Here is an 11,596-nt window from a genome sequence, read left to right as displayed (position 1 = left end):
TGAGCGTGTCACGATGGTCTATCTCAGACGTGTGGAGCGGGTGTTTCTGGTTTCCGTCTTCCTTGCAATGGTGCTGCTGTTTGCGCTCAATGTGGTGTCCCGCGAAATTGGTGGAACATTTGCCAGCCAGCTTGCCTGGATCGAAGAAGCGGTCCGGCTGATGAACATCTTCCTGGTGTTCGGTGCCATTGGCCTTGCTCTGGAAAGAGGACGGCATGTCGGGATTGATACGCTGCGCGAAATGCTTCCGGAGATTTATCGCAACGCGCTGCGCAAACTGATCGATGCTGTCGGCTGCGTGTTCGCGGCCTATATGGCCTATCTCAGCTGGCAATTGGTGAGCTTCGTTCTCAGCACCGGGCAACGCAGCCCGACGCTGGATGTGCCGATGGGCTGGGTCTATGCCGCGCCCGTCGTCGGCTTTGCGCTTTTGTCACTGCGCTATGCGCTGAGTTTCTTCGGTTCGGTCGACCGGTTTGTCACCTATGACGAGGTTGATGCGGAAAGCCCTGACGGAGAAACAATCTGATGCTGTTTCTCGTCATCCTGCTGGCTGTTGTTCTGCTGATTGCCGGATTTGAAATGCTTCTCGTGCTGGGCATTCCGGCGCTGGCAACGAAGATGATCTTCTATGGATCGATACCGGATCTGGCCTTCATTCAAAAGGCTGTTGGCGGTATCAATCATACGACCTTGCTGGCGATACCATTTTTCATCTTTGCCGCCCAGCTGATGGGCTCCGGCCAGATTGCCAGCCGTTTGACCGGTCTGGTGAAAGTTCTGGTGGGGCACGCCCGCGGCGGCATGGGATATACCGTAATCGGCGGCTCGATGGCATTCGGCTCGGTCTCCGGCTCTGCGCCTGCAACGGTCGCCGCAATGGGCCGCATGGTCTATCCGGAAATGCGGGCGGTGGGGTTTTCCGACCGCTTCAGCCTGGGTCTGCTGGTGGCAAGTGCGGAAACCGCCTTGCTGATCCCGCCCTCCATCACCTTCATCATTTATGGCTGGATGACCGGGTCTTCGATTGCGCGTCTGTTCGCTGGCGGCTTGGCCGTCGGGCTGGTGCTTGGCCTGGCCTTTGCAATTCTGGTCAAACTGGAAGCAAAACGCAGCGGCGTAAGGTCTTTTGAAAAAACCTCTTTTCGTGAAAAGCTGCAGGCCGTCCGAGCCGCTGGCTGGGCTCTGGGCATGCCGGCGATCATTCTCGGTGGTATTTATGGCGGCGTGTTCACGCCGACAGAAGCGGCAGCCGTAAGCGTTGTCTATGCCATTCTTGTCGAAGCCTTTGTCTACAAAAATCTCAGCTTTGCGAAACTGGTCGAGCTGACCGAGAAAAGCGCCATTTCAACAGCCACCATATTCATTCTGCTGGCGATGGGCGGCGTGCTGTCGTTCTTTGTCACGCTGGCTCAGGTGCCGAACCAGATCACTGATTTTCTGGCCATGGTCAATGCCGGACCCATCACCTTCCTGCTGGTCGTCAATATCTGTTTCCTGATCGCCGGCATGTTCATAGATCCCAATTCCGCATTGCTGATACTGGTGCCACCTTTGTTTCCTGTGGCCATGGCGCTCGGCATTGATCCGATTCACTTCGGAATGATCGTTACACTGAATATCGGGATGGGCATGATCACGCCGCCGTTCGGACTGGACATTTTTGTCGCCTCTTCGACTTTGAACAGACCGGTGATGAGTATCATCAAGGGGGTCTGGCCGTTCGTTGTGGCAAATATTGCCGTGCTTCTGATCATCACATATGTGCCGTCGATCTCGCTCTTCATTCCAAATCTCATATTCGGCCAGTAGGGAGACTTCGTTTGTCAGACTTGGCAGCCATCAAACAGGCAGAATTGCCGCCCACAGGCAGGCATCAGATCTTTGACGTTGCCTGCAGTGTCAAGAGCAACCACCCGGTCAATGGCGAATACCGCCTTTTGATCCTGGATGCGCCGCAGCATATTCTGAATTGCGAACCCGGCCAGTTCTTCCATCTGCTTTGCCCTGTGGCAGGCAGTCATCAGCCCTATCTGCGGCGGCCGATGAGCATCTATGGCTATTATCCTGAGCAGGGCGAGTTGCACTTTTTGTACAAGGTTACCGGCGAGGGTACTTCTGCCTTGGCGACGCTTGAGCCAGGGCATTCGCTGGATGTGCTGGGGCCGCTGGGCATTGGCTTTGACATCAAGCCGCATTGGAAGAACCTGCTGTTGGTGGCTCGCGGTGTCGGCCTGGCAACCCTGGCGCCTGTGGCTTTGGAAGCAAGGCGGCTGGAGCGCAATCTGACAGCGATCTGCAGCGCGCGTTCCGCTGACGTGCTGATGTCAATCGACTATTTTCGCGGATTGGGCGCCAATATCATCACGGTGACGGACGCCGATGGCAGTTCCTCGGTCGACAATCTGCGCTATCTGATCGAAGAGCAGATTGCCACAAGCGGTATCGACGCGATGTATACCTGCGGGTCAAACCGGCTTTTGAAACTGCTTCAGAGCATCGGCAAAGAGCACAATATTCCCGGCCAGATTGCGCTTGAACAGCAAATGGCCTGCGGCATCGGCATGTGCCAGTGCTGCGTGCGCCCGTTTCTGCGCGATGGTAAAATCGTCCAGGAACGCGTCTGCAGAGAGGGCCCTGTGTTCGATCTTCAGGAGGCTATCGGATGGTAGACCTGACGACAAAGATCGGTTCGCTGACGCTCAAAAACCCGATCATGCCGGCTTCAGGAACCTTTTCGGAGGAACTGGCGCAGCTGTTCGATCTCGATTTGCTGGGCGCTCATGTCACTAAAACCATCACACGGGAAAAACGCAGCGGCAACCCGACACCCAGAGTGTGTGAAGTGCGCGGCTCGATGCTGAATTCCATCGGCATTCCGAGCAAGGGGCTTGATGCATTCAAGGCCAATGTCATCCCGTTTTATGCCGATTATGATGCGCCGCTTATCATCAGCATTTCCGCCGGCAGCGCAGATGAATTTGCCAGTCTTTGCCGCGATGTCAGTGTGCCAGGCGTCGCCGCAATCGAGGTCAATATATCCTGTCCCAATATCGAGGAAGACGGCAAGGCGTTTGCCATGCGGCCCTCCACCACCGAGATGGTGATAAAGAAGCTGCGCGATGCGACCGATCTGCCCTTATGGGCCAAGCTGACGCCGAACACCGGGGAAACCACTGAAGTTGCCAAAGCTGCCGAGGCGGCGGGGGCTGACGCTTTGGTGGTGTCAAACACGCTGTTGGCGATGGCTATCGATATTGAAACCCGCAAGCCCAAGCTTGGTAATCTGATGGGTGGCCTGTCCGGCCCGGCGTTTAAACCGATTGCTCTGCGGATGGCGTATCAATGCGCCAAATCCGTTGATATTCCGGTGATTGGCTGTGGCGGTATCTCGACGACGGAAGATATCATTGAATATCTGATCGCCGGTGCCTCGGCCGTTCAGATCGGCACTGCCACCTTCATTGAACCTGGCATCATGGTGCGGATGATCGGGGAATTATCCGCCTATCTGGAAAGCCAGAACCTTTCCGGCCTGCAGGATCTTATCGGGTCCGTCCACGACGAACAGGCAGCCGAAAGTCTGGTGTTCATGGAGGCCGCTCCGTGAACACAAGCCGTTCAGCGACGACAGCCACAACAGCTTTTTCAAATTCACACCGCGACCGCTCCGACGCGGATCTGGCCGCTCTGCTGTTTGCCGAAATTGCTGCCTTTTCAGCCGATAGCGCCGGTGTCAGCCGACCGGCATTTTCAGACATGGAAACCAGAACGCTGAAATATCTCGAAGCTTTCGCGCTCGAACAGGGCTTGAAGGTTGCATATGATGCGGGACAGAACGCTGTATTCTCGCTGCCGCAAGATGCCGGGGCAAAAGATTATGTGCTGGTCGGCTCCCATGTTGACAGTGTCCCCAATGGCGGCAATTTTGACGGGCTGGCAGGCGTCATTGCTGGGCTGATCTGCCTGGTGCGGGCGAAAAGAAACGCAGTGCGGTTTTCACGACCGGTTAAAGTCATCGCCATGCGCGGTGAGGAGAGCGCCTGGTTCGGACCCTGCTATATTGCCTCCAAGGCGCTGCTTGGAATACTGGGCACGGACGAGCTGCAATCCAAGCACAAGGATGATGGCAAAGATCTTGACGCACACATGGATGCCCTTGGCATCGACATGAAACGCGTGCGGGAAAAAACGCCATTACTCGATCCAGCTTCAATTCACGCCTATATCGAACTTCACATCGAGCAGGGTCCGCTTCTGGTGGAAAAGGATCTGCCCGCAGCTGTCGTCTCCGGGATTCGCGGAAATATCCGTTACCGGAAAATCAGATGCATCGGCGAGGCCGGTCATTCCGGCGCTGTTCCGCGGGCTTACCGCAAAGATCCGGTGCTGGCGATGGCCGATTTGCTGACACGGCTCGATGAAAGCTGGCTGACCATCTTGCAGAAGGGCGAAGACCTTGTTCTGACCTGCGGCATGGTTGCCACTGATCCGGCTAAACATGCGCTGACCCGGATTCCGGATCTGGTGGATTTCAGCATCGACATCAGAAGCCAGAGTGCTGAGGCGCTTGATGAAATGCGCGAATTGCTGCGCCAGGAAATCGACACGGTGGCACGGGAGCGCAAGGTCCGGTTTGAACTGGATGCCGAGATTTATACACCGCCGGCGCTTTGCGATGCGGCAATGGTCGCAGATCTGTCGGCAGCAATGTCCCGGGTCGATCAGGAACCCTTTGTCATGCCTTCCGGCGGCGGGCATGATGCGGCGGTGTTTGCCAATGAGGGCATTGCTTCGGCGATGATTTTTGTGCGTAACCGCAACGGCTCGCACAATCCGCAAGAGGCGATGGAAATTTCCGACCTGATGGCCGGAACAGACATCATTTATGAATATTTGAAGGGGCCGTCCACATGAGTGTCACGCAATTTACCATCCGCCGGCCGGATGACTGGCATTTGCATTTGCGTGACGGCGCCATGTTGCGTTCGGTCATCGGGCACACCAGTGCCAATTTTGCCAGAGCCATCATCATGCCCAATCTGGTGCCTCCGGTGGTCACCGCAGACCAGGCGGCTTCGTATCTTGAGCAGATCCGCGCAGCGTTGCCCGAGGGTGATGATTTTGAGCCGTTGATGACGCTTTATCTGACCGAAACAACGGACCCGGAGGATGTCGCGCAAAGTGCTGCCAGCGGTCTGATCAAGGCGGTCAAACTTTATCCGGCGGGCGCAACGACCAACTCAGAGAGCGGCGTGCGTGATATCGAAAAAATCTATCCTGTTCTGGAACGTATGAGCGAAATCGATCTGCCCTTGCTGGTTCATGGTGAAGTGACCGATCCGGAAATTGATATATTCGACCGCGAGGCGGTATTCATTGACCGAGTGCTTGATCCGCTGCGGCAGCGCTTTCCAACGCTGCGCATTGTCATGGAACATGTCACCACCAAAGAAGGCGTCAACTATGTGATGACGTCGCCAAAGGGCATCGCGGCGACCCTGACAACGCATCATCTGATTATCAACCGCAACGCCTATCTGGTTGGCGGGATCAAGCCGCATTATTACTGCCTGCCCGTGGCCAAGCGCGAGACACACAGGCTGGCCGTCCGCGCCGCAGCGACTTCCGGCAATCCCCGTTTTTTCCTCGGCACGGATTCTGCGCCGCATTTCGATGGAGCCAAGGAAAGCGCGTGCGGCTGCGCCGGTATTTATACGTCCATCAACACCCTCAATTGCCTGGCTCATGTCTTTGAAGATGATGGTGCGCTGGATCAGTTCGAGGCCTTTGCATCGCTGAGCGGTCCGGCCTTTTACGGCCTTTTGCCGAATGAGCAGCGGTTGAAATTCATCAAACAGAGTGACCCTGTAGAGATGCCCGGAAAGATATCCGTTCAAAACGAGACGATAACGGTTTTCGACCCTGGCTTTGCATTGCTTTGGCGACACGAACTAACTAAGGCTGGGGAGATTTAGCCTGGTAAAATCTCTCAAAGGATAAAAAAATGCACTCCAGCTCATTCCCGGACCGCAAGCTTATTTCCGAAATGACAGCGAAAATGCTGTTGGAGATTGATGCTGTTCATTTCCGAACCGACAAGCCCTATATGTTCACCTCCGGTATCGCCAGCCCGGTCTATATCGATTGCAGGAAGATCATTTCCTACCCGCGTATCAGAAATACGCTGATGGATTTCGCTGCCTGTGTGGTGATGGAAGATATCGGCTTTGAGCAGATTGATTCGGTGATTGGCGGCGAGACCGCCGGTATCCCGTTCGGTGCATGGCTTGCTGAGAAGTTGAACCTGCCGATGCATTATGTGCGCAAGAAGCCCAAAGGGTTTGGCCGGGATGCGCAGATCGAGGGAAATTCCGTTGATGGCAAGCGGGTGCTGCTGGTGGAGGATCTGACCACCGATGGTGGCAGCAAGATCAAGTTCTGCGAAGCGATCCGAAAGGCCGGCGCTGAAATATCGGATACGGTGGTGGTGTTTTTCTATGACATCTTCCCGGAAGCCCGCGAAAACCTGTCCGGGATCGGCCTCAATCTACACTATCTCGCTACCTGGCGGGATGTGCTGGCTGTTTGCAAAAAGCAAGGCTATTTCGATCCCGAGACGCTCATTCAGGTGGAGAGCTTTCTCGATGACCCGCTGACGTGGTCGGGAAAAAATGGTGGTGCCACTGAAATTTCCGCCTGGAACAAAAAGGACTAGTACAATGAAAATGACCGAGCTTGTGACCACCATCGAAGCCAATGGCAAAGGTGTCCGCGCATTTGGCGAGTGCGGCCGTCAAGCTCGCGACCGCATTGCCGGGAATCCGGATCAGGCCGCGGCCTACTTTCTGCTCGCTGTGGCGACCGACCGGTTCGTCGACACCTATGATGATCAACCCTTGCTTGCGCCACGGGCAGATGATGAGTTTCTTACCTTTAAGAAATACGTTGAACAATTTGAAAAGGCGCGTGAAAATGGCTCTGATGCGGAGATGTTGAAGGCCCTGAATGAAGTTTCCAAACAGATCGCCGAAAACTGGCTTCGCCGAACCGAAGTTTGAGACCACTGTGGCGCGCAGCTGCCGGAAGGATGGCGAAGTGGTCTGCAGTATCTGACCGGCGCCACGCTCCCTGGGCCTCCGAAATCAGACAATTCCTCCGCCTGCGCCGGATACAGCTGGGCGCTGCGCACTGACTTTTGCCCGGTAGCCGGAGGCGCGGAAGACAGCAACCGGATCGATTGCGGTGGCCTTTTCGTACCGGGCCATCGCCAGAATGGGCTCCACATCCGTGCGAAAAGCCGTCTTCAGCGTTGTGGTGGCCATCAGAGCATCATTGTCGGCCTGAAAGCTGCCAAGCGCATCACGATCAACCAGAAGGGCCAGGGCATAGGCGCGCTGAACCTCCATGGCCGACATGATGAGGCTTTCAATCGGGTCGGTGACATTGTGCGACTGATCGAGCATGTGTGCCGGATCGAAGCCTTTGGCGTTGCGGTGCTCTGCATCAACCAATTCATTGAAAACCAGGAACAGCCGGAACGGATCAATTGAACCGGTATCCAGATCATCATCGCCATATTTTGAATCGTTGAAGTGGAAGCCGCCGAGCTTTCCGAACTGGATGAGACGGGCGACAATCATCTCAATATTCACATTGGGCGCATGATGGCCAAGGTCCACCAGACAGTAGGCCTGATCACCAAGTTCCTTCGCGATCATGTAATTGCTGCCCCAGTCCTGAACCACGGTGGAATAGAAGGCCGGCTCGAACATCTTGTGTTCGGTGAACAACCGCCAGTCGCCGGGCAGGGCGCTGTAGACCTGTTTCACCGCATCAATATAACGCTCGAACTGAGCGGTGAAATTGGTCTGACCGGGAAAATTGGAGCCGTCTCCGACCCAGATCGTCAGTGCCTTTGAGCCGATGGCCTTGCCGATCTCTATGCATTCCAGATTGTGCTCGACAGCCTGTTGCCGGGTGGCCGGATCGGTGTGTGACAGGGAGCCGAATTTGTAGGAATGGGCCTGGTCCGGTTGATCCTGAAATGTATTGGAATTCATCGCATCGAAGCGAAGGCCAAGTTCTTCCGCCTTGGCGTTGAGATCATCCGGATTCTGGCGGTCCCAGGGAATGTGCAGGGAAACAGCAGGTGTCGCGCCAGTCAATTGGTGAATGACGCCGCAATCATCAAGCTTGTCAAAGACGTCGCGCGGTTCGCCATCGCCGGGGAATCGGGCAAAACGGGTGCCGCCTGTGCCGACGCCCCAGGACGGAATCGCGACGCCGTAGCCTGCAACCTTTGCCTTGATGGCGTTGATGTCGATACCGCGTCGATCAAGATGTTCGCCAAGTGCGGCGTAATCGGCCTGCAGTGCTATGCTGTTTTTTTCGTTCGCCTGTGCGATCACATCCTGTGAAATCATCGACGGTTTCCTCCCGAATTTTTCTGAACGTTCCCTGGCCACGTCAGCGCGTGAAAGCCTGGATGTTGCCCGCATCCACATTTATGATGTTGCCGGTTGATTTCGCCGACAATTCTGATGCGAAAAAATACGTGGCCTCGGCAATATCTTCAGGCAGTACCGAGCGTTTCAGTAGCGAGCGCTGGCGGTAATGTTCTTCCAACTCGGATGTGTCCTTGCCATAGGCATCCGCACGTTCTTTCAGCCAGTCGCCCGACCAGATCGTGGAGCCGCGCAGCACCGCGTCCGGGTTGACGACATTGACACGGATGCCATGAGGTCCGCCCTCCAGCGCCAGACAGCGCGCAAGATGCAGTTCCGATGCCTTTGCCGTGCAATAGGCCGATGCACCCGGCGATGCAGCCAGTCCATTCTTTGATCCGATGAAAATAATCGAGCCGCCGATATCCTGCTTCTTGAGCATTTTGAAGGCTTCGCGAGCGACCAGAAAATAGCCGGTCGAGAGGATCGACATGTTGCGGTTCCACAACTCTAATGAAGTGTCTTCCACTGCAGCCGATGAGGCAATACCGGCATTGGAGACGATGATATCGACACCGCCATATTCGACTGCCATTTGCGTATAAGACGCAATCACGGCGTCTTCGTTTGTAACATTCATCGAAACGGTGCGCACCACATCAAAGGAATAGCGCGCGGCAAGGTTTTCCTGCGTCCTTGCCAGCGCAGCTTCATCAATGTCGGCAAGGACGACGCAGGCGCCTTCCGTCAGCAGGCGTTCAGCTGTCGCCGAACCGATGCCGCCAGCCCCGCCAGTGACAATGGCAATGCGTCCGGCCAGGCTTTTCGACTTCGGCATGCGTTGCAGCTTTGCTTCCTCGAGCAGCCAGTATTCAATGTCGAAAGCTTCCTGCTCGGGCAGACCGCAATAGCGCGAGACGGTCGAGGCACCGCGCATCACATTGATGGCATTGGTGTAAAATTCTCCGGAAATACGGGCAGTCGCCTTGTCCTTGGCGAAGGTGATCATTCCGACACCGGGAATGAGGTAGACGACCGCATTGGCATCGCGCATGGCCGGGCTGTCATCGTGTTTGCAGCGCTCATAATAGGCGGCATATTCGGCGCGGTAGTCGGCCACTGCTCCGGCAAGCGTCTCAAGTGCCTTGTCGACATCAGAATGGGACGGGTCGAAATCCACCAGAAGCGGGCGGATTTTGGTGCGCAGGAAATGATCCGGACAGGAGGTGCCAAGCGCGGCGAGCGCTACCATATCATTTGCACAGACAAATTGCAGCACAGAGTCAGCATCATCGAAATGACCGACCATCGGCACATCTTTTGAAACCATGCCACGGATCGCGGGCATCAGTGCAGCGGCGATCTCGCGCCGCCTGCCGGCAGGCAGCGCCTGGTATTTTTCGCCGCCGAAGACCGGCTTGCCGGATGTCTCGCGCTCGAACCAGCCGATTGCCCGATTGATGATGTCGATGGTCAGATCATAGCATTCGCGCGCCGTATCGGCCCAGGTAAACAGGCCGTGGCTTTCCAGTACAACGCCCTTGGAATCTGGATTGTCGAGGCAGAATTTTTCCAGCCAGAGACCCAGCTCGTAACCCGGGCGCTTCCATGGCAGCCAACCGATCTCGTCGCCGAATATCGTTCGCGTCAATTCCTCGCTGTTATCTGCTGCGGCAATCGCGATGATGGCATCGGGATGCATGTGATCAACATGTTTCTGCGGCACATAAGCATGAAGCGGCGTGTCGATGGATGCGGCTCTGGAGTTCAGATTGAAGGTACAGTGGGGTAGGTAGCCGACCATCTCGTCTTCAAATTCGACGCCGCGATAGATCGACTTCAGCGCGTTGAGCTTATCCATATACAAGGTTGCAAAGCCATCCATTTTGATGGTGCCGACATCACCGCCCGATCCCTTGACCCACAGCACTTCGACCATGGCGCCTGTCAGCGGATCCTTCTGCAGGACCTTTGCGGAGGTGTTGCCGCCGCCATAATTGGTGACGCGCTTGTCGGAGCCGAGCAGATTTGAGCGGTACAGCAACAGTTCCGGCTCGCTCATGCCTGCGGCACGTTGTTCATCCCAAAGGTTTTCCAGGCGCGAGCCTTTATCCTGTCTGAGCATGTCTTCCCTCCCACACGTCCGGTGACGTTTATTGTTTGATAAGTTTTGCCTCTGAAATGTTCCGTTGTCAATCAAGTTCAATCACAAACAATCAAATATTAGCATATTTGCGTAGTTTTGATTGTTTGTGATTGACAAGGCGCTCAGGTGGTGGAATTGTTCAGGGCAGGGAGGACGCCATGCACGAGAAGGAACGCCACAGGATTATCCTGTCCGCCATTCAGGGAAAGCCCGTCGCCACTGTTCAGGAAATGGTGGAACTGACGGATTCTTCCGAGGCAACGATCCGCCGCGACATTGCTACTCTGCACGTTCAGAAGAAGCTCCGGCGTGTTCGCGGTGGTGCTGAATCCATCAGCCCGCCCCAATTCGTCGGTCTTGCCGGTCGGCCGTTCAGCGTCAATGAAACGATCAATATGGCGCAGAAGCGGGCGATCGCCGTGAAGGCGGCCGAATTGTGCGACGATGGCGACCCGATCATCATCAATGGCGGCACCACGACATTCCAGATGGTGCATCCGCTGGCGATGAAGCGCTGCCAGGTTTTTACCAATTCCTTTCCCATCGCTGAACATCTGCTGAAGCATTCGAAAAACACCATAACGCTGTCCGGCGGAACGATCTATCGCGAGCAGAACATCATTCTCAGCCCGTTTGACAATGATGTCACCCGTAATTTCTACGCCAAACGCATGTTCATGGGCGCGCAGGGGCTCAGTCCGCTGGGTCTGATGGAGGCTGATCCACTATTGATCCAGGCCGAGCAGAAGCTGATTAATCAGGCCGACGAGTTGGTCGTTCTTGTCGATGCATCGAAACTGAAGAAGCGTTCGAGCCTCATCCTGTGTCCCTTGTCGCGGATTACCAAGGTGATCACTGATGACGGGATCGACGACAAATCCGCCGCGATGCTGGAGGCGGCGGGTATTGAACTGATCATTGCGGAACGCGGACGCGGTGCCGCCAGAGTTTCACCGGAGCCGCTCGCTGCCGGTTGAAAAAACTATCACACCAAGGGAGGACC

At 55.7% G+C, this 11,596-nt stretch carries 11 protein-coding genes; 9 read left to right on the top strand and 2 right to left on the bottom strand.

What is annotated here, in order from left to right; translation table 11 throughout:
• Positions 1-13: 13 nt before the first annotated feature.
• The 8 genes from RAL88_RS02990 to RAL88_RS02955 are packed head-to-tail and all read left to right on the top strand — an operon-like array spanning position 14 to position 7,061.
• Entirely contained in the window at positions 14-529 is a 516-nt protein-coding gene (locus RAL88_RS02990; RefSeq protein WP_306267200.1) for a TRAP transporter small permease, read from the top strand.
• On the top strand, positions 529-1,812 hold the full coding sequence (locus tag RAL88_RS02985) for a TRAP transporter large permease (RefSeq protein WP_306267198.1): 1,284 nt from the start codon (positions 529-531) through the stop codon (positions 1,810-1,812). Before RAL88_RS02990 ends, RAL88_RS02985 begins: the two co-directional genes overlap by 1 nt.
• Before the next feature lie 11 nt (positions 1,813-1,823).
• Positions 1,824-2,672, top strand: coding sequence for a dihydroorotate dehydrogenase electron transfer subunit (locus RAL88_RS02980; protein WP_306267196.1), 849 nt, complete (start codon positions 1,824-1,826; stop codon positions 2,670-2,672).
• Positions 2,666-3,610, top strand: coding sequence for a dihydroorotate dehydrogenase (locus tag RAL88_RS02975; RefSeq protein WP_306267195.1), 945 nt, complete (start codon positions 2,666-2,668; stop codon positions 3,608-3,610). The genes RAL88_RS02980 and RAL88_RS02975 overlap by 7 nt, the downstream gene beginning before the upstream one ends.
• On the top strand, positions 3,607-4,917 hold the full coding sequence (locus RAL88_RS02970; RefSeq protein ID WP_306267194.1) for a Zn-dependent hydrolase: 1,311 nt from the start codon (positions 3,607-3,609) through the stop codon (positions 4,915-4,917). Before RAL88_RS02975 ends, RAL88_RS02970 begins: the two co-directional genes overlap by 4 nt.
• Positions 4,914-5,978 (top strand): dihydroorotase, encoded by a 1,065-nt coding sequence (gene pyrC, locus RAL88_RS02965; protein WP_306267192.1) that lies wholly within the window; start codon positions 4,914-4,916, stop codon positions 5,976-5,978. The genes RAL88_RS02970 and pyrC overlap by 4 nt, the downstream gene beginning before the upstream one ends.
• Before the next feature lie 29 nt (positions 5,979-6,007).
• Positions 6,008-6,718 carry an orotate phosphoribosyltransferase gene (locus RAL88_RS02960; RefSeq protein WP_306267191.1) on the top strand — a complete coding sequence of 237 codons (711 nt, stop codon included), beginning with the start codon at positions 6,008-6,010 and terminating at the stop codon, positions 6,716-6,718.
• 4 nt (positions 6,719-6,722) lie between these two features.
• Positions 6,723-7,061, top strand: a complete 339-nt coding sequence (locus RAL88_RS02955; RefSeq protein WP_306267189.1) for a hypothetical protein — start codon at positions 6,723-6,725, stop codon at positions 7,059-7,061.
• Between the two features lie 84 nt (positions 7,062-7,145).
• On the opposite strand, the gene rhaI is transcribed toward RAL88_RS02955, so the two are convergent.
• Together rhaI and RAL88_RS02945 are read right to left on the bottom strand one after the other, a co-directional pair.
• On the bottom strand, positions 7,146-8,426 hold the full coding sequence (gene rhaI / locus RAL88_RS02950) for an L-rhamnose catabolism isomerase (RefSeq protein WP_306267188.1): 1,281 nt from the start codon (positions 8,424-8,426) through the stop codon (positions 7,146-7,148).
• Positions 8,427-8,469: 43 nt separating this feature from the next.
• The gene (locus RAL88_RS02945; protein ID WP_306267187.1) at positions 8,470-10,572 is read right to left on the bottom strand and encodes a bifunctional rhamnulose-1-phosphate aldolase/short-chain dehydrogenase; all 2,103 of its coding nucleotides are present in this window, start codon (positions 10,570-10,572) and stop codon (positions 8,470-8,472) included.
• Positions 10,573-10,751: 179 nt separating this feature from the next.
• Between RAL88_RS02945 and RAL88_RS02940 the strand changes: the two genes are divergently transcribed.
• Positions 10,752-11,570 (top strand): DeoR/GlpR family DNA-binding transcription regulator, encoded by an 819-nt coding sequence (locus RAL88_RS02940; RefSeq protein WP_306267186.1) that lies wholly within the window; start codon positions 10,752-10,754, stop codon positions 11,568-11,570.
• Positions 11,571-11,596: the final 26 nt, after the last annotated feature.

This window comes from Pararhizobium sp. IMCC3301, from assembly GCF_030758315.1.
Lineage (GTDB): Bacteria > Pseudomonadota > Alphaproteobacteria > Rhizobiales.
Note: the sequence above shows the minus strand (reverse complement) of the source record. Positions and strands in the feature narration are given on the sequence as shown.

What these genes read in the sequence shown, in the direction of transcription:
- RAL88_RS02975 (WP_306267195.1), top strand. Translation starts at nt 2,666, where the DNA reads ATGGTAGACCTGACGACAAAGATCGGTTCGCTGACGCTCAAAAACCCG.
- pyrC (WP_306267192.1), top strand. Translation starts at nt 4,914, where the DNA reads ATGAGTGTCACGCAATTTACCATCCGCCGGCCGGATGACTGGCATTTG.
- RAL88_RS02955 (WP_306267189.1), top strand. Translation starts at nt 6,723, where the DNA reads ATGAAAATGACCGAGCTTGTGACCACCATCGAAGCCAATGGCAAAGGT.
- RAL88_RS02960 (WP_306267191.1), top strand. Translation starts at nt 6,008, where the DNA reads ATGCACTCCAGCTCATTCCCGGACCGCAAGCTTATTTCCGAAATGACA.
- RAL88_RS02945 (WP_306267187.1), bottom strand. Translation starts at nt 10,572, where the DNA reads ATGCTCAGACAGGATAAAGGCTCGCGCCTGGAAAACCTTTGGGATGAA.
- RAL88_RS02985 (WP_306267198.1), top strand. Translation starts at nt 529, where the DNA reads ATGCTGTTTCTCGTCATCCTGCTGGCTGTTGTTCTGCTGATTGCCGGA.
- RAL88_RS02940 (WP_306267186.1), top strand. Translation starts at nt 10,752, where the DNA reads ATGCACGAGAAGGAACGCCACAGGATTATCCTGTCCGCCATTCAGGGA.
- rhaI (WP_306267188.1), bottom strand. Translation starts at nt 8,426, where the DNA reads ATGATTTCACAGGATGTGATCGCACAGGCGAACGAAAAAAACAGCATA.
- RAL88_RS02990 (WP_306267200.1), top strand. Translation starts at nt 14, where the DNA reads ATGGTCTATCTCAGACGTGTGGAGCGGGTGTTTCTGGTTTCCGTCTTC.